The organism is Salinispora fenicalii, from assembly GCF_000514815.1.
GTDB classification, from domain to species: Bacteria; Actinomycetota; Actinomycetes; order Mycobacteriales; family Micromonosporaceae; genus Micromonospora; species Micromonospora fenicalii.
In genome coordinates, this window is the sequence record NZ_AZWQ01000022.1 from 25,787 (window position 1) to 50,695 (window position 24,909).

General features: G+C 70.4%; 21 protein-coding genes and 2 riboswitches. Of the genes, 9 read left to right on the forward strand and 12 right to left on the reverse strand.

Annotated features, from left to right (window positions below):
- Positions 1-3 precede the first annotated feature (3 nt).
- Positions 4-1,605, reverse strand: coding sequence for a PrsW family intramembrane metalloprotease (locus B116_RS0111915; protein ID WP_027660220.1), 1,602 nt, complete (start codon positions 1,603-1,605; stop codon positions 4-6).
- Between the two features lie 24 nt (positions 1,606-1,629).
- Positions 1,630-1,749, forward strand: a riboswitch (SAM riboswitch).
- Between the two features lie 41 nt (positions 1,750-1,790).
- Between B116_RS0111915 and B116_RS0111920 the strand changes: the two genes are divergently transcribed.
- Positions 1,791-3,035, forward strand: a complete 1,245-nt coding sequence (locus tag B116_RS0111920; RefSeq protein ID WP_027660221.1) for an aminotransferase class V-fold PLP-dependent enzyme — start codon at positions 1,791-1,793, stop codon at positions 3,033-3,035.
- A gap of 62 nt (positions 3,036-3,097) precedes the next feature.
- Here B116_RS0111920 and B116_RS0111925 read toward each other — a convergent pair whose 3' ends face one another.
- Positions 3,098-4,414 carry an FUSC family protein gene (locus B116_RS0111925; RefSeq protein WP_027660222.1) on the reverse strand — a complete coding sequence of 439 codons (1,317 nt, stop codon included), beginning with the start codon at positions 4,412-4,414 and terminating at the stop codon, positions 3,098-3,100.
- A gap of 292 nt (positions 4,415-4,706) precedes the next feature.
- Between B116_RS0111925 and B116_RS0111930 the strand changes: the two genes are divergently transcribed.
- Complete coding sequence (locus tag B116_RS0111930) at positions 4,707-6,101, forward strand: FAD-binding oxidoreductase (RefSeq protein ID WP_027660223.1); 1,395 nt, start codon at positions 4,707-4,709, stop codon at positions 6,099-6,101.
- Positions 6,102-6,151: 50 nt separating this feature from the next.
- Here the strand turns inward: B116_RS0111930 and B116_RS0111935 are convergent, their stop codons facing one another.
- Positions 6,152-7,963 carry a glycerol-3-phosphate dehydrogenase/oxidase gene (locus tag B116_RS0111935; protein ID WP_027660224.1) on the reverse strand — a complete coding sequence of 604 codons (1,812 nt, stop codon included), beginning with the start codon at positions 7,961-7,963 and terminating at the stop codon, positions 6,152-6,154.
- A gap of 159 nt (positions 7,964-8,122) precedes the next feature.
- On the opposite strand from B116_RS0111935, the gene B116_RS0111940 reads away from it, so the two are divergent.
- The 3 genes from B116_RS0111940 to B116_RS0111950 all read left to right on the forward strand — a co-directional run bounded on the left by B116_RS0111940 (position 8,123) and on the right by B116_RS0111950 (position 11,934).
- A complete protein-coding gene (locus tag B116_RS0111940) occupies positions 8,123-10,588 on the forward strand; it encodes a S8 family serine peptidase (RefSeq protein WP_027660225.1) in 2,466 nt (821 codons plus the stop codon).
- A gap of 126 nt (positions 10,589-10,714) precedes the next feature.
- Entirely contained in the window at positions 10,715-11,644 is a 930-nt protein-coding gene (locus tag B116_RS0111945; RefSeq protein WP_027660226.1) for a GNAT family N-acetyltransferase, read from the forward strand.
- An 86-nt stretch (positions 11,645-11,730) separates the two neighbouring features.
- A complete protein-coding gene (locus B116_RS0111950; protein ID WP_018723805.1) occupies positions 11,731-11,934 on the forward strand; it encodes a hypothetical protein in 204 nt (67 codons plus the stop codon).
- Positions 11,935-11,991: 57 nt separating this feature from the next.
- Here the strand turns inward: B116_RS0111950 and groL are convergent, their stop codons facing one another.
- Together groL and B116_RS0111960 are read right to left on the reverse strand one after the other, a co-directional pair.
- Positions 11,992-13,614 (reverse strand): chaperonin GroEL, encoded by a 1,623-nt coding sequence (groL, locus tag B116_RS0111955; protein WP_018221617.1) that lies wholly within the window; start codon positions 13,612-13,614, stop codon positions 11,992-11,994.
- A 608-nt stretch (positions 13,615-14,222) separates the two neighbouring features.
- Positions 14,223-14,426 carry a cold-shock protein gene (locus B116_RS0111960; RefSeq protein WP_007073263.1) on the reverse strand — a complete coding sequence of 68 codons (204 nt, stop codon included), beginning with the start codon at positions 14,424-14,426 and terminating at the stop codon, positions 14,223-14,225.
- A 208-nt stretch (positions 14,427-14,634) separates the two neighbouring features.
- On the opposite strand from B116_RS0111960, the gene B116_RS0111965 reads away from it, so the two are divergent.
- Both B116_RS0111965 and B116_RS0111970 read left to right on the forward strand, forming a co-directional pair.
- On the forward strand, positions 14,635-15,180 hold the full coding sequence (locus B116_RS0111965; protein WP_018723806.1) for a GNAT family N-acetyltransferase: 546 nt from the start codon (positions 14,635-14,637) through the stop codon (positions 15,178-15,180).
- A gap of 97 nt (positions 15,181-15,277) precedes the next feature.
- A complete protein-coding gene (locus B116_RS0111970) occupies positions 15,278-16,117 on the forward strand; it encodes an SAM-dependent methyltransferase (protein WP_018723807.1) in 840 nt (279 codons plus the stop codon).
- A 146-nt stretch (positions 16,118-16,263) separates the two neighbouring features.
- On the opposite strand, the gene paaN is transcribed toward B116_RS0111970, so the two are convergent.
- The 4 genes from paaN to B116_RS0111990 all read right to left on the reverse strand — a co-directional run bounded on the left by paaN (position 16,264) and on the right by B116_RS0111990 (position 21,596).
- Positions 16,264-17,937, reverse strand: a complete 1,674-nt coding sequence (gene paaN / locus B116_RS0111975) for a phenylacetic acid degradation protein PaaN (protein WP_018723808.1) — start codon at positions 17,935-17,937, stop codon at positions 16,264-16,266.
- A gap of 52 nt (positions 17,938-17,989) precedes the next feature.
- On the reverse strand, positions 17,990-18,988 hold the full coding sequence (locus B116_RS0111980) for a GNAT family N-acetyltransferase (protein WP_027660228.1): 999 nt from the start codon (positions 18,986-18,988) through the stop codon (positions 17,990-17,992).
- Positions 18,989-19,228: 240 nt separating this feature from the next.
- Positions 19,229-20,515, reverse strand: coding sequence for a threonine synthase (gene thrC, locus B116_RS0111985; protein WP_027660229.1), 1,287 nt, complete (start codon positions 20,513-20,515; stop codon positions 19,229-19,231).
- Positions 20,516-20,525: 10 nt separating this feature from the next.
- Positions 20,526-20,660, reverse strand: a riboswitch (SAM riboswitch).
- Between the two features lie 750 nt (positions 20,661-21,410).
- On the reverse strand, positions 21,411-21,596 hold the full coding sequence (locus B116_RS0111990; RefSeq protein WP_033667594.1) for a hypothetical protein: 186 nt from the start codon (positions 21,594-21,596) through the stop codon (positions 21,411-21,413).
- 48 nt (positions 21,597-21,644) lie between these two features.
- Between B116_RS0111990 and B116_RS0111995 the strand changes: the two genes are divergently transcribed.
- Entirely contained in the window at positions 21,645-23,201 is a 1,557-nt protein-coding gene (locus tag B116_RS0111995) for a hypothetical protein (RefSeq protein ID WP_027660231.1), read from the forward strand.
- Positions 23,202-23,557: 356 nt separating this feature from the next.
- Here B116_RS0111995 and B116_RS0112000 read toward each other — a convergent pair whose 3' ends face one another.
- The 3 genes from B116_RS0112000 to B116_RS27475 form a co-directional block, all read right to left on the reverse strand.
- Entirely contained in the window at positions 23,558-23,791 is a 234-nt protein-coding gene (locus tag B116_RS0112000) for a winged helix-turn-helix domain-containing protein (RefSeq protein WP_027660232.1), read from the reverse strand.
- Positions 23,792-23,982: 191 nt separating this feature from the next.
- The gene (locus tag B116_RS26610) at positions 23,983-24,219 is read right to left on the reverse strand and encodes a GntR family transcriptional regulator (RefSeq protein WP_011904180.1); all 237 of its coding nucleotides are present in this window, start codon (positions 24,217-24,219) and stop codon (positions 23,983-23,985) included.
- A 203-nt stretch (positions 24,220-24,422) separates the two neighbouring features.
- On the reverse strand, positions 24,423-24,650 hold the full coding sequence (locus B116_RS27475; protein ID WP_155255746.1) for a hypothetical protein: 228 nt from the start codon (positions 24,648-24,650) through the stop codon (positions 24,423-24,425).
- On the opposite strand from B116_RS27475, the gene B116_RS0112010 reads away from it, so the two are divergent.
- Positions 24,640-24,909, forward strand: coding sequence for a DivIVA domain-containing protein (locus B116_RS0112010; RefSeq protein WP_027660233.1), 270 nt, complete (start codon positions 24,640-24,642; stop codon positions 24,907-24,909). The genes B116_RS27475 and B116_RS0112010 overlap by 11 nt on opposite strands.

The window sequence follows — 24,909 nt, forward strand, 5'->3', positions numbered from 1 at the left end:
GGGTCAGCCCTGGCCGGGGGGCCCGGAGGCGGGCGGTGGCGGATAGCCGGGCGGCACCGAATGGCCGGGCGGAGTGGGGTAGCCGGACGGCGCCGGATAGCCAGGCGGAGTGGGGTAGCCAGGCGGCACCGGATAGCCGGGTGGCATTGGATAGCCAGGCGGCATCGAGTGGCCGGACGACGCCGGATAGCCAGGCGGAGCCGGATAGCCAGGCGGAGCGGGCGGCGCTAGCACGACCGGGATCGGCACCACCGGCTCCTCTGGGGCCGCTACCGCACGTTGCGACCCATCTGGGAACCGGAGATGGTAGCGGTGCCCGTCCCATACCCCAGCGGGGGCGCGCGGATCCCGGCCGACGAAGAACGCCCGGTAGCCGCTGATCAGCTCCAGCAGGTGCCGCTCCTCGGCCACGGCCCGCTCCCGCTGCGCTGGGCGGTCGTCCAGCCCACGACGCATCCCGTCGCGCAGCAGCGCGAGCCGGGTAGCGGCGAACTGGTAGCCGGCCATCGCCCTCCGCCCCTGGTCGCCACCGACCCGCTTGGCCCACACCCGGGCGGCGTGCCGCCGGCCGAGACTGCTCAACGTCGCTACCTCCGGCGGGGTGAGCCAGCCGGAGCGGACGTAGGCGGGCAGGATCCGCTCGGTAAGTCGCCCTTCCCAGGATCGCAGCCAGATCGCCAGCCCAACCATGCCGAAGAAGATCGGCACCATCACGCCGATGAGGCCGTAGAGCTGAATCAACAGCTCCCCGGTGGCCTGAGTCAACGTCGGCAGCAGGTTCCAGGCACCGTGCAACATCATCGCCAGCAGTAGGCCGGCCGCGGGGGCCAGCACCCGCACCCGCCGGTCGGCGCTACGGGCGGCGATTCCCAGCCCCACCCCGGTCATGGAGGTGAACAGCGGGTGGGCGAATCCGAAGAGCAGGATCCGAAGGGTGAAGATCGCGATGACCTGCTGCGTGCCGGTCGCAGGGCCAAACTCATCCACGCCCGCCCGATATCCGAGCCCGCCGATGTAGAGGATGTTCTCCACCATCGCGAAACCGATCGCGGAGAGCCCGCAGTAGACCAGAGCGTCGGTGATTCCGGAGATCTCTCGCCGCCGGAAGATCAGCAGCAGGATCGGCCCCAGCGCCTTGGTCAGTTCCTCGATGAAAGGCGCGACCAACACCGCCGTGAGCGCGGTCGGCAGACCCGCCGCCTCGAACCAGGTCGCGGAGAAGCCGTTGACCGTCGATGACGCCGCGGTGGACACGAACGCGCCCCAGGCGAAGCAGAAGACCAGGTACCGCAGCGGCTCCGGCTCGTACCGGTCGAGCCAGAGGAAGCAGGCGACCAGCACCGGGACCGGAAGAACCGCCGCGACCACACCAATCAGCAGCGCGTCCACACCAAGGCTCTCGCCTAGTTCCCAGAGCATGAACACGGCGGAGGCCGCGATCAGCAGGATCACCCCGGCGAGGACGAGGAAACGACGCCAGTTTCGGCGGCGGGACGGCATCTGCGGAGTGGCCGTCGGTGCGGCGGTGGTCGGCGGGGGCGCGCCGGGCGGGGTGTCGGCCATTCCGTCAGCGTAGTCACCACCGACCCGCCCGGCCGGCCACACCGCTGCGCGCTAGACTGCATTGCAGGTCACGAGCGCCAGCGACAAGCCCCGGCTTGCTGGCCGGCAACCCTCGTCGAGGTTCGCGGTGGGGTGCCCCGGGTGATGACCGGGCCGGGCGCGGCGCGCGTCGGGCAAGCGCGGACCCCGCCCACCCGCCTGGGGTCCCTGACTCCGGAGAAGCCCTGATGACCTGCGCCCTCGCCCCGTCGCCGACCGTCACCGGCCCACTCAACGTGCTCGGCGTCCCCGGTCAGATCAACTTGGACTACGCGGCCAGCGCCCCGTGCGCGCAGGCCGCGGCGGACGCTGTGACCGCGCTGCTGCCCTGGTACGCGAGTGTGCACCGGGGCGCCGGGGCCCTGTCACAGCACTGCACCTTGGCCTATGAGCAGGCCCGGCAGACGGTCGGCGACTTCTTCGGCGCCCGCCCCGACGACCACGTCGTCTTCACCCGGAACACGACGGACGCACTCAACCTGCTGGCCCGCGCACTACCCACCGGCACCACGGTGGTGACGTTCGGCGGCGAGCACCACGCCAACCTGCTCCCCTGGCCGCGCGGGCCGGTCCGGCTGCCCATGCCAGAGCACCCCGCCGGTGCGGTACGCGCGCTCGACGCCGCCCTCGGCGAGCTGCGCCGGGGCACCGACCGCGAGCCGCCGGTGCTGGTCGCGGTGACCGGTGCGAGCAATGTGACGGGCGAGCGGTGGCCCGTGGCCGAACTGGCGCAGGTGGCCCGGCGGCACCGGGCTCGGATCGCGGTGGACGCGGCGCAGCTCGCCCCGCACGCCCCCGTTGACGTCCGCGCCCTCGATCTGGACTACCTGGCCGTCTCCGGTCACAAGCTGTACGCGCCGTTCGGCGCGGGAGTGCTCATCGGGCGGGCCGACTGGCTGGACGCAGCCCCGCCGTACCTGGCCGGTGGTGGCGCGACCAGCCACGTCGGCGTCGCGACCCACGACGTCCGGTGGGTGGCCGGGCCGGCGCGGCACGAGGCCGGCACGCCGAACCTGCTCGGCGCGGTAGCGCTGGCCGCAGTGTGTGACGCCCTCGCCAACGCCGACCGGGCTGCGCTGCACGACACCGAGCAGCAGTTGCTGAACCGGCTGCGGGCGGGCCTCGCCGAGCTGCCGGACGCAGTTGAGCTGCACTCCTTCGGGCCGGCCGCACCGCGGGTGGGGATCGTCTCGTTCGTGCTGGCCGGCCGGGACTCGGCCGAGGTCGCCGCCCACCTGGCCCGCCGGCACCGGGTCGGGGTACGCGACGGACTGTTCTGCGCCCACCCGTTCGCCCGGCGGCTACTCACCGAGGCGTCGGCCCGCAGCGGTCGGAAGGACCTGCCGGCGACCGCACTGCGGGCGAGTATCGGGCTGGGTAGCACCCGGGAACACGTGGACCAACTGCTCGCCGCACTCGCCACGCTCGAGTGACCCACGGTTGCCGGACGGCTCGTCGTGACGGCGGCGGGGATCATGACCCACGCCTCGCTGGATCAGCCAGCCGCAGACGGGGGCTCCGGCTTCCCCTCGGACTGCTCCGACTGCCCCTCGGGCTGCTCAGACTTCCGCTCAGGCTGCTCCGACTTCCGCTCAGGCTGCTCCGACTTCCCCTCAGACGGCTTGGACTGCTCAGACTGCCCCTCGGACTGCTCCGATTTCGCCACGCGCTTGTTCTTCTTCAGGTCGCCGAAGGCCTCGCGAACCAGGCGGTTCGCTTCCTCCTGGGTGATCCCGGAGGCGACCAGGAGGTCGCTGGCGACGGTACGCACCTGGGCAACCACCACGCTGCCGGAGAAACCCACGCCCTCGGTGTACGCCCGGGCGGCCTCGCTGACCGCGCGCAGCGACCGCTCGCGGGCCCGCTCCGGCTCCTCGCCGACGGCGAACTGGTGCCGGAGCAGCCGCACCGACTCAGCGAGGTGGACCATCGAGGCCGGCATCGGGTCGGGGATCGGCTCCGCGTCCTCGACCAGGGTGATGGCACGCCGGGTCAGCGTGGTGGCGTTTCGAATCGCCCGTTCGATCGGGTCGGCCGCCTCCGCATAGTGGGTCAACTCGTCGCGGCGGTGCCAACGCGCGGGGGACAGCGTGGCGGTCTCCTTCGCGCCCTGGATCGCCTCGTCGAACGACGCCACCTCCTCCTTGTGGTCACGGAGCTCCTCCAGCGACCGTTCTACCTTGTCCCGGTCCCGTTTTCGCATCCCGTCAGCGGTCGCGTCGAGCTGGTTGGCGAGCAGGTCCAACGCCGGCTGGGCCGCCCGGTTGAGCACCCGTACCGGGTTCAGCGGTAGCAGCAGTGCGGTCACCAGTAGCGCGGCGCTACCGCCGATTAACGCGTCCAGGAACCGCGGAATCTCCAGGTTGTGCCCGGCCGGGCTGAGCGTGACGATCAGGACAGCCGTCGCCGCCGCCTGGATCAGGATCGCGACGCTCCCGCCGGCGAAGACGGTCAGGAGAATCGCCGAGGTCACCACGAGACAGAGCTGCCACGGCCCGGTGCCCAACAAAAAGATCAGGAGGTCGCCGACCGCCACCCCGACCGCCACCCCGACGATCAGCTCCATCGTTCGACGGAAGCGCTGGCCAACCGAGACGGCGAGGGTACCGACCGCCGAGATCGGTGCGAAGACGGGCTGCGGACTGCCCAGCAGCTCATGCGCCACCAGCCAGGAGATGCCGGCGGCGAGTCCCGCCTGCACGGAGAGCACCAACGTCGCACGGACCCGGGACACCCGGTCCTGGAGAGTCGCCTGACCACGATGGCGCAGCCGCTGCACCGTCGCCGCGATCCGGGCGCCGTCGATGTCCATACCACCGCCATCCCGCGACCGAGTCGCTACACCAGCGAAGGTCGCTCGTCCCGGGCCACGGCGGGTACTACCCACACCACACCCGGTCGAATCCTCCCCGCGGCGGGTTCCGTACCGCGCGCCCGGAACGGACCGACAACGGGCCAGTGCGGGCGGAACGGGAAGAGACAGGCGCGAGGACGGATTTGGGGCCGGGTACAAGGACGGGTTTGGGGGCGGGTGCGAGGACAGGTTTGAGGCCGGGCGCGAGGGCGGGTTCGGGGCCGGGTGGCGCGGGTCGTAGCCTCGGCTCATGGGTCCCCTCCTCGACGAGCTGCGGGCCGCGCTCGGTGACGACGCGGTGTTGACCGACCCGGACCTGCTTCGGGCGCACCAGCGGGACGAGGCGGATCTCTGTACCGCCGGTACGCCACTCGTGGTCACCCGCCCCCGGGACACCGCCCAGGTGGCGGCGGTGGTACGCGCCGCGGCGCGGCACGGGGCACCGGTGGTGCCGCAGGGCGCCCGGACCGGGCTGGCGGGCGCGGCGAACGCGGTGGACGGCGCCGTGGTGATCAGCACCTCGGCCCTGACCGCCATCCTGGAGATCGATCCGGTCAGCCGAATCGCCGTGGTGCAACCCGGAGTGATCAACGCGGCCCTCGGTGCCGCGGTCGCCGAGCACGGGCTGTGGTACCCGCCGGACCCCGGCTCCTGGGAATCGTCCACCATCGGCGGGAACGTCGCCACCAACGCCGGTGGCATGTGCTGCGTGAAGTACGGCGTGACCACCGAGTACGTGCTCGGCCTCGAGGTGGTGCTCGCCTCCGGCGAGGTGCTGCGCACCGGACGGCGTACCGCGAAGGGGGTGGCCGGGTACGACCTGACCCGCCTCTTCGTCGGCTCCGAGGGCACCCTCGGTGTGCTCACCGAGGTGACTGTCGCGTTGCGGCCCGCGCCGGCGGAGTCGTTGACCATGGTGGCGGTCTTCCCGAGCACCACCGCCGCGGGGGCCGCGGTGGCGAAGATCGCCGCCCAGGGCCTCTCCCCCAGCCTGCTGGAACTGCTCGACCAGACGCACCTGTGCGCCATCGAGGCGTACCGGCCGATGGGCCTGCGCCGGGATGCGGCCGCGCTGCTGCTGGCCGCCGTTGACACCGGCGCGCGCGCCGCCGACGACCTGGCCGCGCTCACGGCCGTCTGCACGGCGGCCGGCGCCGACGAGGTGTACGCGGCCACCGACGCGGCCGAGGCCGCAGCGCTGCTACAGGCGCGCCGCCTGGCACACCCGGCGATGGAGCGGTTCGCCGCTGAGACGTACCCGGATGGGAACGGCGGCCTGGTCATTGACGACGTGGCGGTGCCGCGCGGCGCGTTGGCCGCCATGCTGGACGGGGTGGCGCGGATCGCCACCGAGTGCGACGTACCGATCGGTGTGGTGGGTCATGCCGGAGACGGCAACCTGCACCCGAACATCGTGGTCGACCGGGCGGACCCGGCGAGCCTCGACCGGGGACGACGCGCGTTCGACGAAATCATGCGGCTGGGGCTCGAACTGGGGGGCACCTGCACCGGCGAACACGGAGTCGGCCTGCTCAAGCGGGAGTGGCTGGCCGAGGAGGTCGGCCCGGTCGGGATCCGGGTACACGAGGCGATCAAGGCGGCGCTGGACCCGACGGGCCTGTTCAACCCGGGCAAGGTGCTCTGACCCGACGGGCCTGGTCAACCGGGCAAGGTGCGCTGACCTCGGCGCCGGGGCTACGGGGAGGGGGCGGCGCTCTCCACCGAATCCCCGTCCCCCCGGTCGGCGGCGAAGCCACGGACATCGGGTGCACCGAGCCGGGCCGTGTCGGCCGTCGCGTCATCCGGCATCAGCTGTGAGTTTCGCTCCGCCGCCACCCGCGCCCGGTAGTGCGCCACCTCCCGGGCTCGGGCCTCGGCGTTCCAGCCGAGCACCGCGCCCATCAGCTCCGCGGTGTGCTCGGCGGACTCCAGGCCACGGTGCGCGGTCTCGATGGAGATCCGGGTCCGCCGGTCCAGCACGTCCTCCAGGTGCAGCGCCCCCTCGGCCCGGGTCGCGTAGGTCACCTCGGCGGCCAGGTACTCCGGCGCGCCGGCCAACGGCGAGCCGAGCAACGGGTCGGCGTCGATCAGGGCCAACAGCTCCAGGGTGAGGCTGCCGTACCGCTCCAGCAGATGCTCGACGACGCCGACCGGCGCCCCGTGCCGGCGGGCCAGGTCCGCCCGGTCCCGCCACATCGCCGAGTACCCGTCGGCGCCGAGCAACGGCAGGTCGGCCGTACGCGACCGCCGGGCCGCGCCGAGCCGGTAAGCCGCCCGGTCGACCACGTCCGCGGCCATCACCCGGTACGTCGTGTACTTGCCCCCGGCGACCAGCAGCAGCCCGAGCATCGGCTCAATCACGGCGTGTTCCCGAGACAGCTTGGAGGTGGAGTCCGCCTCGCCGGCCAGCAGCGGTCGCAGCCCCGCGTACACCCCTTCGATGTCGGCGGTGGTCAGCGGCCGGTCCAGGACGGTGTTGACCTGTGCCAGTAGGTACTCGATGTCCCGGGCGGAGGCCGCGGGGTGGGAGCGGTCCAGCCGCCAGTCGGTGTCGGTCGTACCAATGATCCAGTGCCCACCCCAGGGGATGACGAAGAGCACGCTGGTGGCGGTCCGCAGGATCAGCCCCGTCTCGCCGGTGATCGCCGATCGGGGCACCACCAGGTGCACGCCTTTCGAGGCCCGGACCCGAACCCGGGGGCGTAGCCCGACGTCGTCGAGCATCCGGGACATGTCGTCGCTCCACACTCCGGTCGCCGCGATCACGGTGCGGGCCCGCACCTCGAACTCGGCCTCCGGGGAGTCCGCCGGCGCCTCCAGGTCCCGCACGCGAACCCCGGTCACCTCACGGGCCTGCCGGATCAGACCGACGGCGCGGGCGCTGGTAACCACGGTCGCGCCGAGGCTGGCCGCGGTCCGGGCGAGGGTGACCACCAGCCGCGCGTCATCGACCTGGCCGTCGTAGTAGCGGATCGCACCGGCCAGCCCCTCCGCCTTGAGACTCGGGAAGGTCCGGCGGGCTCCCTCTCGGGTCAGGTGTCGGTGCAGCGGCATCCCCCGGCCGCCGCCGAAGACACCGGCGAACGCGTCGTACGCGGCCACGCCCGCGCCGTAGTAGGAGCGGCGCAGCGTCCGGGCCGGCAGGTCCCGGAGCCCGCCGCCGGGCAGCGGCACCAAGAACGACACCGGGCGGACCAGGTGCGGCGCGAGCCGGGTGGCCAGCAGGCCCCGCTCGGTGAGCGCCTCGTGCACCAAGCCGAACTCGAGCTGTTCGAGGTAGCGCAGGCCACCGTGGATCAGTTTGCTGGACCGGCTGGACGTGCCGGCCGCGTAGTCGCGCGCCTCGACGAGGGCGACCTTCAGGCCACGCGAGGCGGCGTCCAGAGCGGCGCCAGCGCCGGTGACCCCGCCGCCAATGATCAGGACATCGAAGTGCTCGGCCGCCAGGCTGCGCAGGTCGGCAGTACGCCGCTGCGGAGAGAGCTGGCTGGCCGTCACTCGGGACACATTCGGGTCACGCACGCCTCCACGGTAGCCCTCCCCGTCCCGGCCAGGGCAGCAGCGAATTCCGGGACCCTCCGTCCCAGCGCCGGCCGACGGTGGTTCGAAGTCGTACGGCGGCGAATCCGACGACGCACTGCGGCGAATCCGACGACAACGTACGGTGTGCCGGTGCAGCCCGGATCCTGGCCAGCCCACCCCCTCCCGAGCCCGGCCGGCCCACCGCGGAGCAGCCCCGCGTCGGTGGTCGCCGCCGTCTTCGTCGGCCTGTGGATCGTCGGCCTCACCGTGATCACTCAGCTCGGCGGCTGGCTGACCGACCAGTTCCTGCTCCTGCTGGGCGTGGACCGGTTGGTCTGGCTCTGGCCGGTGACCACTGTCGCGGTGGTGGCCCTGGCCGGCATCCCCACCCTGCTGCTCACCCTGCTGCCCCGCTCCCGCGAGGTCCGCACGGTCGGCCAGCTCTGGCTGGTGGGTCTGCTGGTCTTCGGCGCACTGAGCCTGCCGCGGGCGCTGCCGCCGGTGCAGCATGAGGCGTATCTGGCGATGCTCGCCGGCACGGCCGGGCTGGCCGCCCTGCTCATCCGCCGGCTTGTCGCCCACCGGATCACACCGACTGGCCCGGAAGGCGAGTCGGACCGGATCACACCGGTTGGCCCGGAAGGCGAGTCGGACCGGCACCAGCGGCGCTCCCCGCGTCCCGCCCCGGTGACGCTGCTCGGGCTCACCGGCGGGCTGGCCCTGCTGCTGCCGTGGGTCTGGGTCGGCGCGCTCGGTGGGCTACTGGAGACGCTGCTCGCCGCACTCGCCGCCACGGCTGTCGGTGGGCTGGCCGCCACGCTCCTGCCCGCCGCGCTCTGGTCCCGCCGCAGCGCCGACGCTCCGTCCCGACCAGGCCGGCTGGTGCTGGTGGGCGGTCTGGTCGCCGGCGTCGTTCTACTGCTGCTCGGGGCGGGAGTCGGGCAGTCCGGGGCCCAGCTGCCGCTGCTGCTGACGCTGCCGCCGGCCGGGTTCGCGCTGGCGGCCTTGGCCGACGCCGCCCGGCGGAGCGCGACCGGCGTCGGGGCGGCCGCGGCGGCGCTGGTGGGGCTGAGCGTCTTCGGCCCGCTCGCCTGGGCCGACCCGGAAGAGGTCAGCTTGGTGCTGGCCGACCCCCGGGACGTGCCCTTCTGGGTAGTGCTCGCCACCGCTGTCGGCGGCACGGTCGCGGTCCTGCTCGCCATCGGGTACGGGGTGACGCTCGTCCGACGTCCCGGCGCCCGGCCCAGTCGAACGGTGGCCGGGGTGGCGGCGGCCGCCCTGCTGGTGGCGACCGGGGCGGTAGCGGTCGGGCCGGGGCAGCCCGGGCTGCACGGCGAGCGGCTCTTCGTGGTGCTCCGGGAGCAAGCCGACCTGAGCGGCGTACCCGCCGCCACCGGGCGGGCCGGTCGCGACCGCCGGGCCGCCGAGGTCTACCAGCGGCTGGTGGAGACCGCCGAGCGGACGCAGGCCGACCTGCGCCGGGAGCTACGCCGATTCCGGCTAAGCCACACGCCCTACTACCTGGTCAACGCGGTCGAGGTCAACGGCGGGCCGCTGGTGCGGGCCTGGTTGGCGGATCGTCCCGAGGTGGATCGAGTGCTGGTCAATCAGCGGGTCCGCCCACTGCCTGCGCCCGCCCCCGTCGCCCAGGGGGATGCCGCGCCACCACGGGACGCGGAGTGGAACATCCGACTGATCAACGCCGACCGGGTCTGGTCCCAGCTGGGGATCACCGGTACGGGGGTAACCGTGGGCAGCTCTGACTCGGGGGTGGATGGCACCCACCCGGGACTGGCGGCCGGCTTCCGGGGCGGTGCCGACTCGTGGTTCGACCCCTGGAACGCCACCTCAGCTCCGCGGGACCGAGGCGGGCACGGCACCCACACGCTCGGCAGCGCGGTCGGTCGGGACGGAGTCGGGGTCGCCCCCGGAGCCACCTGGACCGGCTGCGTCAATCTGGACCGGAACCTCGGCAACCCCGCGCTCTATCTGGACTGCCTCCAGTTCATGCTGGCGCCCTTCCCGATCGGTGGGGATCCGTTCCGCGACGGCCGCCCACACCGCGCGCCGGACATTCTCACCAATTCGTGGGCCTGCCCCGCGCTGGAGGGCTGTGATTCCGGGGCACTTGAGCCGGCCGTTGCCGCCCTGGCCGCTGCGGGGATCCTCGTGGTGGTCGCCGCCGGCAACACCGGGCCCCGTTGTGGCTCGATCGAGGATCCCCCGGCCTTCCACCCGGATGTCCTGACCGTCGGCGCGGTCGACCGGCAGCGACGGGTGGCCGATTTCTCCTCGCGCGGCCCGGGCCTCGACGGCGGCACCAAGCCGGACCTGGTCGCTCCGGGCGCGGAGGTGCTCAGCGCGCTGCCGGGTGGCGGGTACGGCACGCTCAGCGGCACGTCGATGGCGACTCCGCAGGTGGCCGGGGTGGCGGCGCTGATGTGGTCGGCCAACCCGGCGTTGATCGGAGACCTACCTCGGACCCGCCAGATCCTGACCGAGACCGCCACCGCGGTCCGCGTCGACGGCGACCGGTGCGGCGACGAGGCGCAGGTAGCGGGCGCCGGCTTGGTGGACGCGTACGCCGCCGTCCGCGCCGCCCGAGGCTGAACGACACGCGTAGGCCGAGGTTTCCGCCGACCGGACCGGCCGCCCTGGTAGGCGGGCGCGTGTCTCGTGCACGACGGTAGGGAACCTTCTTAACAACAGTGCTCTGGTGGCCTAGGGTCAGCGTCCATGGACCTGTTGGTCATCGAGCTGACGCCGGAGCAGCTGCCGGCCGTGATCGAGCTGTGCGGCCGGTCCCTGGATCTGCCGGACGATGCCGCCGAGGCGGGGGCCATCGTGGAGACGCTCTGGCCCCGGGCGGTCGCGAGCCGGCCCGTCGTTGCGCTGGGCGCGTACCGGGACGACCGGCTCATCGGCGTGCTGCTTGGCTCGCTCTCCGCGCCAAGCAGCTCAGCCGCGCATGTGGACCTGGTCGCGGTGGAGTCGACGCACCGGCGACGGGGTGTGGCGCGGGCGCTGGTGTCGCGCGCGGAGCAACAGCTCGCCGGGCTTGGGGCGAGGGAGGTACGGCTGGCGGGCAACCCGCCGTACTATGCCTGGCCCGGTATCGATGTGCGCTACACGCCGGCGATCTGCGCGGCGGAGGCGCTGGGGTACGCCCGGGATAGCACGGCCTGGAACATGACCGCCGACCTCTCCTGTGCCGAGAGCCCAGCGCTGCGGACGACGGCACCAGCGGAGCAGCGGCTGGCGGGTCAGGGGGTGTCGGTGCGGCGGGCGGAGCCGGCGGATCTGCCGGCGCTGACGGCCTTCGCGTCGGGGACCTTCGAGGGCACCTGGGCCGCGGAGGTGGCCGAGTCGATCGGCCGGGACCGGGCCGGCTGCCATCTCGCCGAACGCGACGGCGACCTCCTCGGCTTCGCCGCCTGGGGTTCATCCCGGCCGGGTTGGTTCGGCCCGATGGGCACTGCGCCGACCGCAGCGGGGTCCGGGATCGGTGGGGTGCTGTTGCGGCGCTGCCTCGCCGACCAGCGGGCCGCGGGGATCACCCGGGCGCAGATCGGCTGGGTGGGGCCGGTTCGGTTCTACTCGGGCAGCGCGGGCGCCTGGATCGAGCGGGTCTTCTTCGGGTACCGGCGGGACCTCGGGAAGCAATAACGGGCTAATAGGACAGATCATCCGATAGCGTCATTCGCCCGCATTAGCCGGCAACGGCCCCTACCGTGTCGGTGGAGGAGGCCCACATGACGACGGACGATGAACAGCCCGGGCCGCCGTTGCCCTTCGACCGCCTCGACTTCGGCGACGCCGAGCAGCGGGCGGAGATGGACGGCACCGACGAACCGCCTGCCGACGAACCGGTGACGGTCGTGGACGAGCCAGTCCAGGCACCCCAGCCGTACGACCAGACGCAGAAACGGCGCAACCAACGGCAGCTGCCGACCTGAACACGCAAAGGGGCGGGCCGCCGACCGGCCCGCCCCTTTGATTCGCGAAAACTGGACTCAGAAGTCCATTTCCCCGCCGCCCGGGCCAGCCGGGGCAGCCGGGGTCTTCTCCGGCTTGTCCGCCACGACGGCCTCGGTGGTGAGGAAGAGCGCCGCGATCGACGATGCGTTCTGCAGCGCCGAACGGGTCACCTTGGCCGGGTCGATGATGCCCGCGGCCATCAGGTCCACGTAGCCACCGGTCGCGGCGTTGAGGCCGTGGCCGGCCTCGATGCCACGGACGTGCTCGACGACAACGCCACCCTCGAGGCCGGCGTTGACGGCGATCTGCCGCAGCGGGCCGTCCAGCGCGATCTTGACGATCTGGGCGCCGGTCGCCTCGTCCCCGGTCAGGTCGAGCTTGTCGAAGGCGGTCTTGCCGGCCTGCACCAGCGCGACGCCACCACCCGGGACGATGCCCTCCTCGACGGCAGCCTTCGCGTTGCGAACGGCGTCCTCGATGCGGTGCTTGCGCTCCTTCAGCTCGACCTCGGTGGCCGCGCCGACCTTGATCACCGCAACGCCGCCGGCCAGCTTGGCCAGCCGCTCCTGCAGCTTCTCCCGGTCGTAGTCGGAGTCGCTCTTGTCGATCTCGGCCCGGATCTGGTTGACCCGGCCCTGGATCTGCTCGGCGTCGCCGGCACCGTCGACGATCGTGGTCTCGTCCTTGGTCACCACGACCTTGCGGGCGCGGCCCACCATGTCGAGGCTGACGGCGTCCAGCTTGAGGCCGACCTCCTCGCTGATGACCTGACCACCGGTGAGGATGGCGATGTCACCGAGCATGGCCTTGCGGCGGTCACCGAAGCCCGGGGCCTTGACGGCGACGGACTTGAAGGTGCCCCGGACCTTGTTGACGACCAGGGTCGCCAGGGCCTCGCCCTCGATGTCCTCGGCGATGATCAGCAGCGGCTTGCCCGACTGCATGACCTTCTCCAGGATCGGGAGCAGGTCCTTGACCGAGGAGATCTTGCTGTTGACGATCAGGATGTAGGGGTCGTCAAAGACGGCCTCCATCCGCTCCGGGTCGGTCATGAAGTACGCGGAGATGTAGCCCTTGTCGAAGCGCATACCCTCGGTGAGCTCGAGCTCCAGGCCGAAGGTGTTGCTCTCCTCGACGGTGATGACACCTTCCTTGCCGACCTTGTCCATCGCCTCGGCGATGATCTCGCCGACGCTGGGGTCACCAGCGGAGATGGAGGCGGTGGAGGCGATCTGCTCCTTGGTCTCGACGTCCTTGGCGAGCTTCAGCAGCTCCTCCGAGACGCTGGCGACCGCGGTCTCGATGCCCCGCTTCAGGGCCATCGGGTTGGCGCCGGCGGCCACGTTACGCAGGCCCTCACGGACCATGGCCTGGGCCAGGACGGTCGCCGTCGTCGTGCCGTCACCGGCGACGTCGTCGGTCTTCTTCGCGACCTCCTTGACCAGCTCAGCGCCGATCTTCTCGTACGGGTCCTCGAGCTCGATCTCCTTGGCGATGCTCACACCATCGTTGGTGATGGTGGGAGCGCCCCACTTCTTCTCGAGCACGACGTTGCGGCCCTTGGGGCCGAGGGTCACCTTCACGGCGTCAGCGAGCTGGTTCATGCCCCGCTCGAGGCCGCGGCGAGCTTCCTCGTCGAACGCGATCATCTTGGCCATACGGCGTTGTCCTCCTGGACACTCACGGGCCACCCGAGAGGGTGTCTCCCGGATGGGCCGCCTGGTTACGCACCTTCAGACATCGCCACCTGGCGACGGCGACGTCCGTCGGCCGGGCCGGATAGCCCGCGACGACCGGCCAGCTGCCGCACCCGCGTCTCGCGACGCCGCTGCAACCGTGGCCCTCCCGCCCCGACCATTGGCACTCACGGTATGCGAGTGCCAAGACCTGTTTAGCACTCCCCCTTGCCGAGTGCAAGCACGATGGCCCAGGGCAGTCGAGTTCCACCGCCCGTTGAGCGACGTTCACCAGCCCCTCGTACGCCGACGGTGTGGCAGCCACGGCAACGAGCCCTACCTGCTACCTCAGGTAGGGCTCGGGAGGTGACAATGCGACGCCGGGACCGCTGCGGCGAAGATTCAGCAGCGTAGCGGGAGCCGCGTCAAGCACGGGAGCACCAACACGGCGAGAGGCGTGTCACGAACGAACAGCGGCCCAGCGGGAGCCGCGTGATCGGACCGCCCGCCAGCCCGAGTCGGCCGGCTGGGCGACGATGATTTTGGGGGACGACCGTTACGCCGGTCGTCCCCGAGGCAGCGCCAGTCGCTCAGGCGACGACGCGCACCCGTTCGGCCTGCGGGCCCTTCTGACCCTGGGCGATCTCGAACTCCACCCGCTGACCATCGTCCAACGCCTTGTAGCCGTCCATCTCGATAGCAGAGAAATGGACGAAGACGTCCTGCCCCCCGTCAACGGCGATGAAGCCGTAGCCCTTTTCGGCGTTGAACCATTTCACGGTGCCCTGTGCCACGGTGCACTTCCTAACTCTGCGACTCCACTCACCCCGGCCGCGCCGGCACGCCGACCAGCGGGCGGTACCGGTTCGACGATCGGCGGCGGCCGCTGAACCGGTGACCGAAATCGCACGCTACACGAGGCGTGACGGCGGCGCACGACCACAAATCGGACATACGCTGCGTGGATCCCATCGTCGGGCATCGCTGTGATAGATAACCGACATGACGAGCGGGCCTGGCGAACCCGACCCGGGGCCGGCGTCGACCCGGCGGGCGCGGGTCCGTCGAATCCAGCCAGCCGACGCGGCCCGAATGCGGGCGCTGCGACTGGAAATGCTCGCCGACGCACCGCTGGCCTTCCTGGAGACGATCGCCGACGCGGCAGCCCGCCCCCACGCCGACTACGCGGCGCGCATCGCGTACACCTCGGCGGGCATCACCAGCGCGCAGTTCGTGGCGGACCCAAGCGGCCGACTGGTCGGACATGCCGGGGGCACGGTGACTCCGGACGAACCAGGGCTCACCGTCGTCTTCGCCGTGTACATCACCCCGTCCTGGCGGGGTAGCGGACTACTCCCCGACCTGATCGACGCGGTGGCCGGCTGGTCCCGCGCCTGCGGTCGTCCGGAGCTGATGCTGGAGGTCGTGGTCGGCAACGAGCGGGCCTACCGGGCGTACCGTCGGTTGGGGTTCGTCGACACCGGCCGCCGCCTCCCGCACCCGACGATCCCGACCCTCACCGAGCTACAGATGCGCCGCCCGGCCTGAACCCGGACCACCACCACACCGAGCTCCAGGAATGCCGCTGGTGTCGATGTCCGGCTAGGCTGAGTGCCGCCCGCTCCACGAGTATCCTTAGTAGGAGGTGACCGTGCCCAGCAGCAACCCGGCTACGGCAGATCAGCAGCGGACCAAATCGTCCACGATAGATAACGGTGTGCCCCATTCCGCGCGGATCTACGACTACTGGCTCGGGGGCAAGGACAACTTCGCCGCTGACCGGGCCGTCGCCGAGGCGCTGATATCAGCGATCCCGACGCTGCGGTCCATGGCCGCCGAAAACCGTCGGTTCGTCCACCGCGTGGCCCGCTACCTGGTCGGGCAGGCGGGCGTGCGGCAGTTCCTGGACGTCGGCACCGGCATCCCCACCCGGCCGAATCTGCACGAGGTAGCCCAGCAGATCGCCCCGGAGACCCGAGTGGTCTATGTCGACAACGATCCCATCGTCCTGGCTCACGCCCGGGCGCTGATGATCAGCACCGAGCAGGGGCGCAGCGAGTACATCCACGCCGACCTGCGTGAGCCGGAGTTGATTGTCAACCACCGGAAGCTGCGCGAAGTGCTTGACCTTAACCAGCCGGTCGCACTGACGATAGTCGCGACCCTGATGCTGCTCGAGGACGCCGAGGACCCGTGGCGCAAGATTCGCGTACTGATGGACGCCCTGCCGTCCGGTAGCTACGTGGCAATCACCCATCCGACCGGCGACTTCAACCCGGATGCCGTCAAGACAGCCGTTGACGCTGCCGTTGACAGCGGCATGACCCTCGTGGCCCGCAGTCACGACGAGGTGGCCCGGTTCTTCGAGGGTTGGGAGTTGGTGGAGCCGGGAATCGTCCCGGTGGCGGCCTGGCAGCCCGACGACGGCCCGCCCGCCGACCCGCACGCCGCCTACTACTGGGCCGGCATCGCTCGCAAGCCCTAGCTCGTCTTCGACTCGAGGTCGGCCTGGCGCCGGGCGGGCAACAACTCACAGGTGTCGCCCGCCCGGAACTGCCCGCCGTGCACGTCAGGAACGCGAGGAGCGCGCCACGCTCGCGAGCGCCGCAGTCGCTGAGCGGTAGGTCTTACTCAGACGTGACGACGGCTCTGCACAATGCGGAACCGGTTGGCGACGTAGGCACCGTCGGTGAGAGCCGCGTTGGCCGCCGGGTTGGCGCCGCTGCCATGGTAGTCGGAGAAGGCCGCCGACTGGTTCACGAAGACGCCTCCGGTCAGGTTCGCCGACAGGTGCACCCCGACCTCGACCGCCGCCGTCTCGGCCGCGTCCAGCACCGCCTCCTCGGTCGAGTAGACCGCCGCGGTCAACGCACCCTGCTCGCCCACCGTGGCGCGCAGGAGTTCCAGGCTGTGCCCGGTGGAGTCGGTCCCGATCACGAACGAGATCGGGCCAAACCACTCCCGCGTGTAGGTGGCGGTGTCGTCGGCGTCCAGCCGGACGATGGTCGGCGTCCGGACCACCGCGCCGGGGAAGGCCGGGTGGGTGACGGTACGGGACTCCAGCACCGCCTCACCGACCTTGGTCACCTCGTCCAGTCGCTCCAACACCCCGTCGTTAACGATCGCGCCGGTCAACTCCACGCTACGTGCCGGGTCGGCGGTGAGCTTGCCAACCGCCGCCGCGATGCCGGCCGCTACCTCGGCGAAGCTCTTGTGCCCCTGGTCGGTCTCGATGCCGTCCCGGGGAATCAGGATGTTCTGCGAGGTGGTGCACATCTGGCCGCTGTAGAGGGTCAGTGTGAAGCCCAGGTTGCGGCACATTCCGCTGAAGTCGTCGGTGGAGTCGATGACCACCGCGTTCAGGCCGGCCTTCTCGGTGTAGACCTGCGCCTGCCGGGCGTTGGCCTCCAGCCAGTCGCCGTACTCGGAGGAGCCGGTGAAGTCGACGATCCGTACCGCCGGATGCTGGGCCAGCGTGGAGGCGAGCTTCTCGCCCGGCGCTTCGGGAGCAAGCTGCACCAGGTTCGGATCGAAGCCGGCCTCGGCGAGCACCTGACGGGCGTACCGCACCGTGATCGCGAGCGGCAGCACCGCGCGCGGGTGCGGCTTGACGATCACCGGATTGCCGGTGACCAGCGAGGCGAAGAGCCCCGGATACGAGTTCCAGGTCGGGAAGGTGTTACAGCCGATCACCAGCGCGACGCCCCGCGGCACCACGTGGAAGGTCTTGGTCATCCGCAGCGGGTCGCCCTTGCCCGCCGCCTTCTCCCAGCCGGCCGTGCCCGGGTGCCGGGTCATCTCCGCGTACGCGTAGGCGAGCGCCTCCAACGCCCGGTCCAACGCGTGCGCCCCACCCGCCTGGAAGGCCATCACGAACGCCTGCCCGCTGGTGAACTGCACCGCATTGGCCAGCTCGAAGATGTTGCGGTGCAGCCGATCCAGAATCTCCAGGCAGACGCCGACCCGGGCCCGAGGGCCGGCGTCCCGCCACGACGGCAGTGCCGTGGCGGCGGCGGTGGTGAGGTGGTCGGCGCTCACGTGCGGGTAGCCGACTCCCAGGTCAACGCCGAAGGGGCTGACCTCGGTCCGGACCGTGCTCCCGGCACCGGCTTGGTCAAGGGGAAAGTCACGACCGAGGTACGCCTGGAAGGCCGCCTTGCCGTCGTCGGCGGCGGTCTCGCCGTACACCCGCGGGCTGGGCGACTCCGGGTAGGCGGACCAGTACCCGCGCTGCGAGATGGCGGTCAGTGCCCGGTCGAGGGTGTCGGCGTGCCTGTCGTACAGGGGGTGCGGGGTCTCCGTCATGCCCGACATCATGCAACAGATGTCGGCACGATCAGTAGGGCCGCGTCACAGATCAGATCGTCAGCTGCCAGTTGGTCCAATGGTCCGCGACCCGGAACCCGAGCTGCTCGTTGATGGCGATCATGTGGTCGTTGGCGGCGGCGTTGAAGGTGTTGATGACCCGCACCGCCGGTTCGTGCGACCGCAGGTACCGCAGGTTTTCGAGCTTGACGAGCAGGCCGAGGCGGTGGCCCCGGTGCTCCGGGTCCACGAGGGTGATCTGCTGGAGCGCGTGCCAGTCGACGGTGGCCGCCACGTCGAGCATGGTCCACCCGACAAGCCGGCCGGAAGCCCGGTGCCGTACTCCGGCGTGGTAGCGACGGCGGCCGCGCGCGTCCAACGCGACCTCGGTGGCCCGGACGCGCTCGGCGTCGTACCGCTCCGGCTCCCACGCCAGGTCCCCCATCGGGGCATCGCTTACGAGTCGCCCCTCAAGGTAGGCGACATCGGCCTGGTACTCCGCCGGGGTGTGGCCCTGCCAGAACACCACCTGGTAGTCGGCGGCCCGGTCCTGGGCCTCGGCCAGCAGGCGAGCCAGCACCGCGGGGTCGAGCTGATCGAGGTCCAGCTCGCGGCGGACGTCAGCCAGCACAGAGTCCGCCCCGAGCGTCCGGGCGAAGGCGGCGCCGGCCGCCACCGTGTCCAGGGTCATCGCGGTCAACCGCTTGCGCCCGTGCTCCCGGGCCAGCTCGACCGCGCGGTCGAAGAGCACCCGGCCGACTCCCCGGCGCCGGGCGGCCGGATGCACCGTCAGTTCGACGGAGGCGTTCTCGGTGTTGTCCAGCTGCGGCAGCGCCAGGGTGAGTAGGCCGACGGCCGCACCATCGAGGTGGGCCAGCAGGTGCACCGGCGCGTCGCCGGGCATCGGGTGCCGCACAGAACCGATGAGCCGCTGTGGGCAGAAAAGCGGAAAGTCGGGCATATCAACTACGGCGGCGGCTGCCTCGATCTGGACTGCCGCGGCGATTGCCTGCTCGTCGGCGGGGCCGAAGGGAGTAACGGTGACGCTCATACCCGCAGCCTGCGCCACGAGGCGCTGACCGGTCCAGCCATTTATCGGCGGCCCGAATCAGGAAAAACAGGGATGGTCGGGAGGGACTCCCACACAACGCCGCTGGCGCTGGGTCGAAAGAACAAAGTCTCCGGCGAGAGCCCTCCCGCACTAGATATTTTTCGTCATGAAAAACCGGACGTCAAGCCCGCACGGGCAGGTTTTGCACACTCCGGGTCCTACCAGCCATCAATCGTCCGATCAGCCCATCAGGCCGGCATCCCGGGCCGCCCGCAGTGAGGCCTTGATCCGGTGGCTCGGGCCCGCCTGATCCGCCACCGCGTCCAGGGTCTTGAGCCCCTCACCGGTATTGAAGATCACCGTCTCGGCGGTCGGGTCGAGCCGGCCGGACTCGACGAGCTTTCGCAGCGCCGCCACGGTCACCCCGCCGGCGGTCTCGGCGAAGACCCCGACGGTACGGGCGAGCAGCCGGATCCCGGCCCGGATCTCGTCGTCGTCGGCCGCCGCCATCCAACCGCCGGTCCGGCGGACCGACTCCAGGGCGTACGGGCCGGCGGCCGGGTCGCCGATGTTCAGCGACTTGGCGATGCCGGTCGGCTTGACCGGGTTGATGGTGTCACTGTCGGCGTGCAGGGCGGCGGCGATCGGGCTGCAGCCCGCCGACTGCGCCCCGAACACCCGCCAGCCGCCGGCCGGCGCCTCGACCAGGCCAATCTCGACCAACTCGGCGAACGCCTTGTCGACCTTGGTCAGCAGCTCACCGGAGGCCATCGGAATCACCACCTGGGCGGGGATTCGCCAGCCGAGTTGCTCGGCCACCTCGTAGCCGAGCGTCTTCGAGCCCTCGGCGTAGTAGGGCCGCACGTTGACGTTGACGAAGGCGGCGTCCTCGAACTCGTCGGTCTCCACCAGTTCGCCGCAGAGCCGGTTCACGTCGTCGTACGACCCGTCGATCGCGACCAGGTCCCCGCCGTACACGGCGGTGGTGAGCACCTTGCCCTGCTCCAGGTCGCTGGGGATGAACACCACCGACGGGGCGCCGGCGCGGGCGGCGTGCGCGGCCACCGAGTTGGCCAGGTTCCCGGTGGAGGCGCAGGCGAACCGGGTGAAGCCCAACGACCGGGCGGCGGTCAGCGCCACCGACACCACCCGGTCCTTGAACGAGTGGGTCGGGTTGGCGCTGTCGTCCTTGACCCAGAGCGGCGCGGTGAGGCCCAACTCGGCGGCCAGCCGCGGGGCCGCGACCAGCGGGGTGAAGCCCGGGTCGAGGGTGACCCGGGTGGCCGGGTCCTGCCCGACCGGCAGCAGCGGCGCGTACCGCCAGATGTTGCGCGGGCCGGCCTCGATCTGCTCGCGGGTAACGGCGGCCAGCGCGGCGGGGTCGTGGTCGACCTCCAGCGGGCCGAAGCACTCGTAACAGGCATGCTGGGCGACGAGCGGGTATCGGGCCGAACAGGCACGGCAGACCAGGGCGCGGGCCGGGCTGGTGGCGGGATCGATCCCAGACAGGGCGAGGGTGGACGTCATCTCGAGATTCCTCTCATCTGCCCCCGCGTCGCACTCTGCGGCGGGGCCGGAATTGGCACCTGCCCCGCCGGTCACTCTGGGTGATCACATGGGGTGGTTGCCGGGGCGTCGTCGGGCCGTGTCCCTCAGCCCCTCTGGATGAGGCATTCAGTTGTGCCGCCGAGTCTAAGCCGGCGACCACGACCGATCACCGCCCGGTCCCATCCTGTGGCGAAATGTGATTCACCCCGCAGCGGCACCGGACCGCCCCTAACCCGGCTCACCACGACGGCCACCGCTTCACTCCCTGTGACGGGCGGGACGGTCCTGAACCAAGTGGAACTGGTTGACAACGGGCGAACGGCACGAAACGCACCTCGCCGTTGCTTACCCAACCGTCGCCAATCAACAGTGCAAACACCACACGCACTGAGTGCGTCACCGGCCAGGCTGGCTGCTGCCATGCCCCTGTGCCGCGTTGTCGATCGCGTAGTAACGGCCGACGGCCCGGCCCGGCCCAGGCCGGTGTCGGGGCACGCCGTGTCGAAGCTGCGCGAAGGCACCGCTGTTACAGGCGATTCCGGACGCGCCAACCAGGACGGACAGCAGGATTTACACCTGGGCTGACGGGCGACCATCGGTCCGTTCCAGATGACCTGGCTATCAGGGCAAAGGTGGTGGCGCAAGGCTCATCAGCAGCCGGGGGCTGAGCCGCGCGCCGAGTGGGCCGACGGTGAGGCCGCCCGCCACACCGCCGATCGCCTGGACAGTGTCGGGCCTGAGCCGGAAGAACGGCTGGACTTTGGCTGAGCAGGCCGGGGGCGCACCCGTCACCCGGTCACTGACCGCCTACGACCACTGAAGGACTTCGGAAGAACTCGTCAAGCAGGGCGACGGTGCGGTCGCGGGGTCTCAGTCAGCCTTCGACGGCGCGCAGCGAGCGAGCGCTGTCGCGGGCGCGTGCTCGTTTGGGCAGGTCGAGCCTGGCGGCGTTGAGGGTCCGAGGCCGGATCGGGGTGTAGAAGTCACCGAGCGTGGCGAGGGTGGTGTTGATCGTGAACCTTACGACCGGGTTTGAATGATCTTTCCGATGCAACCCCACACACCGCCACTCTTCACCTTTTATCGAAGTTCGTCGACAATCAGGGCCATGAAGGTACGTAAGCGAGGTCTCGCCCTGGTCTCCGTCATGACGGTAATCGGCCTGGCTCTACCTGGTACGACCACAGTTGACAGTTCGGCTGGACGCGCCCTGCCCATCCCCGTCGATCCCCGCGGCGTTGGACTACGGCCGTTCACGGGTCAGCCGGCCACAGCCCACCCGATCGACACCGTAGAGGTGCCGCGACATCCCTTCATGGCCGCCAACGGCACCAGCAACATCCACGGCGACGCCTATCAGACCGACGCGTACCGAAACCCCGGCCCGTCCGGACGCGACCTGACGGTGAGCAGCCGGTTACAGGGCGGAGTGTGTCTCTCAGTCACCTTTGACTCCAAGGGCCGGATCGTCACGGTCTGCATCACCCCGGGCCAGGCGCCTCGGCTGCTTCTCCTGGATCCGGACACCCTCGAGGCGATCACCACCCTGAGCCTGCCCGGCAGCACCAGCACCAGCCCCACCGAGATCGCCGGCGGCGTCTACTTCTACCTCGACAACCACGACCAGGCGATCATCCCCACCAACACCGGCGAGATCCTGGTCATCGCCGTCCAGGGCGACCGCCTCGTACCCCAACGCAGCTACGACCTCACCCCCGCCATCGGCACCAGCGGCATCGTGTCGGCCCTGCCAGACTGGTCGGGACTGCTCTGGTTCGCCGCCAAGGACGGAACCGTCGGCACCCTCGACATGACCAACGGGCGCATCGAAACACACAAATTCAACGGCGAGCAGGTCACCAACAGCATCGCCGTGGACGAGTCCGGCGGAGTCTTTGTCGTCAGCGACCACGCGCTCTACCGGTTCGACGCCACCCCAAGCGGCCAGCCCGAGGTCACCTGGCGCGCCCCCTACGACCGGGGGAGCCGACAGAAACCGGGCCAGATCAGCCACAGCAGCGGTACCACCCCCACCCTGATCGGCCCGGCTTCCGGTCCGGACGGTGGCTACGTGGCCATCACCGACAACGCCGATCCGGCCATGCGAGTACTCGTGTTCGCCCGCGGCACGAACGGACCGACCGAAATCTGCGCCCAACCGGTCTTTCCCGCCACCACCAGCGCCACTGAGAACAGCCTCATCGCCGTCGGCGGTGACATCATCGTCGAGAACAACTACGGATACCAGTTCGACGGACGGGCGCTACTCAAAGGGCTGGCCGGAGCCCGGCAGCCCGACACAGTGCCGGGTCTGACCCGGATAGACATCGACTACCCCGGCCGAAACTGCTCCATCGACTGGTCCAACACGGTCGAACGGATCCCCAGTGTGGTCAGCAAGGTCTCGCTGGCCAACGGACTCCTGTACACCTACACCCACCCCGCTGCCGACGAACTGACATTCCGCCCCGGCGGCCAGCTACTTGGACATCCGGACGCGTGGTACCTCACCGCGATCGACGTGCACACCGGCGAACGAGTATGGAGCAGGTTGGCCGGAGCCGGACCACTTGTCAACAACCACTACGCCCCGATCTCCATCGGACCCGACGGCGCCGCATACATCGGAGCCGTCGGTGGCCTCATCCGCATCGCTGACAGCTAATACCGCGACGGCAGTAGGCGAGTCGATTTCGGCTCGCCACCACGATGGGTCGGGCCCGCGCGGAGGACCTGATTGCCGCTTTCCCCGCCCAGGTGCGGTGCCGGCTGTCCGCCGGCACCGCTCGCGGATAACTCGGCTACTGCCCCCGAAGAATCCACCCGATGCCCGTGGTAGAACGCTTCCGCAGGGCGGAGCGCCGCTGCCGGAGTGCAACCCCAAGTAGGCGACCGCGCCGACGGCCAGGAGAGCATGGCCTGCATGTGGAGCTACTCCGGCAAGCGTTGCGGTAGCGACGGCCCACCCTTACCCGGGCCGAGCACGAGGGAGGGCCACATCACACGTGCTACCTGACCGCACTACCCCAGTTCTGGACGTTCCGAGACGTACGTTCCCTTGCCCTGGTGCCCCTCAACCAATCCACGTTCCCGAAGTATGCGCAGCGCAGTCTGGGCAGTAGTGACACTGATCTTGAAGCGGTCGGCGAACTGCGCGTCGGTCGGCAACTTGTCTCCCGGCGCAAGCTCACCCGCTCGAATCTGAGCAGTGATCGAATCCACGACACGGATGTAGTCAGCGGTACGGCGGGACATGCGGGGCGTTCCTCGCGTCGTAGCTCTCCGCTAGCAACTACGCGACCCTGGACCCTGACTCCGCCCTAGGAACGCGCCATGTCAACAACTTCGCCCTTGACCGGTCACCTCAATGACAGGCCCCTGCGGCGACCGGGATCAGCGAAACTTGTCATGGACAGCCCGCGAGAGCTCCGCCCGAACCTAGCACCTCAACGATCACTCGCCGGCGGAATGGCCACGAAAACGCCCATTCCCTGCCTACCCAGTAACTCACCAGACTCAATGAGGATATCGACCGCTTTGCGAACAGTGACTGGACTCGTCTCATATTGATCCGCAAGCTCCCGCGTGCTGGGCAACTTGTCACCAGGCTTGAGGATGCCCGCCTTGATCCGAGCACGAAGGTCATCCCGGATGACTCTCCATAGCGGGACGGCATGAGGCATAACCTCATCTGACCACTCGCATTTTCGATCATGGTAGACAACCTTGTCTTTACCAGCATTGCTTGTAAAGTGTGCTACTGTCAGCTGCGGATTGAACACGGGCGATTAGAAGTGGGGTAACAGTGTGCCTACCCAGGCCGACGACCAGCGGCGGCTGGGCGATCGAGCAGGTGACAGCGCACCCATCGAGACGTACTCCGGTATTACTTCGCCACCACGCTGCTGGGGCGGAGCGGCGAGGTAGCGCAGACGTGCTGGATCTGGACGCCGACGCCCCGACCACCAAACGCCCGCTCGCGAACGTGCGCGACGTGGGAAAGGGCCCGGGGCGGGTGCCGGGCTCCGGCCGGTACGCCACGCGCGGACGTGCCGGTCGCCCCGCCCGCCTCGGCGCCGCCCTCAACCCCGACCCGAGAGGACGTGACAGCCATGATCTACCGAGCCCGACGCCTGTTCTCATCCCAGGTTCGCGCCGCGACCTTCGCCCGGCGTCGTTGGCGCGACGGTCTGGACCCCGAGCAGGTGTACGCCTACCTCGACCGCGTCGCCGACGAGCTGGAACGACTCACCCGGGAGGCGACCACCGCCCACGCCGAGGGTGAGCTGATCCGGCAGGCGTTGCGGCAGTGGCAGTCCCGACACGCCGACTGCCAGCCCGCCACCACCCCGAGCAGCCGATGGCACCGCTGA

Coding starts and splice junctions, on each gene's coding strand:
- B116_RS0111920 (WP_027660221.1), top strand. CDS start 1,791: ATGACCTGCGCCCTCGCCCCGTCGCCGACCGTCACCGGCCCACTCAAC.
- B116_RS0111980 (WP_027660228.1), bottom strand. CDS start 18,988: ATGAGCGTCACCGTTACTCCCTTCGGCCCCGCCGACGAGCAGGCAATC.
- B116_RS0111930 (WP_027660223.1), top strand. CDS start 4,707: ATGGGTCCCCTCCTCGACGAGCTGCGGGCCGCGCTCGGTGACGACGCG.
- B116_RS0111950 (WP_018723805.1), top strand. CDS start 11,731: ATGACGACGGACGATGAACAGCCCGGGCCGCCGTTGCCCTTCGACCGC.
- B116_RS0111965 (WP_018723806.1), top strand. CDS start 14,635: ATGACGAGCGGGCCTGGCGAACCCGACCCGGGGCCGGCGTCGACCCGG.
- B116_RS26610 (WP_011904180.1), bottom strand. CDS start 24,219: ATGCCTCATGCCGTCCCGCTATGGAGAGTCATCCGGGATGACCTTCGT.
- B116_RS0111945 (WP_027660226.1), top strand. CDS start 10,715: ATGGACCTGTTGGTCATCGAGCTGACGCCGGAGCAGCTGCCGGCCGTG.
- B116_RS0111995 (WP_027660231.1), top strand. CDS start 21,645: ATGAAGGTACGTAAGCGAGGTCTCGCCCTGGTCTCCGTCATGACGGTA.
- B116_RS0111925 (WP_027660222.1), bottom strand. CDS start 4,414: ATGGACATCGACGGCGCCCGGATCGCGGCGACGGTGCAGCGGCTGCGC.
- B116_RS27475 (WP_155255746.1), bottom strand. CDS start 24,650: ATGGCTGTCACGTCCTCTCGGGTCGGGGTTGAGGGCGGCGCCGAGGCG.
- groL (WP_018221617.1), bottom strand. CDS start 13,614: ATGGCCAAGATGATCGCGTTCGACGAGGAAGCTCGCCGCGGCCTCGAG.
- thrC (WP_027660229.1), bottom strand. CDS start 20,515: ATGACGTCCACCCTCGCCCTGTCTGGGATCGATCCCGCCACCAGCCCG.
- paaN (WP_018723808.1), bottom strand. CDS start 17,937: ATGACGGAGACCCCGCACCCCCTGTACGACAGGCACGCCGACACCCTC.
- B116_RS0112000 (WP_027660232.1), bottom strand. CDS start 23,791: ATGTCCCGCCGTACCGCTGACTACATCCGTGTCGTGGATTCGATCACT.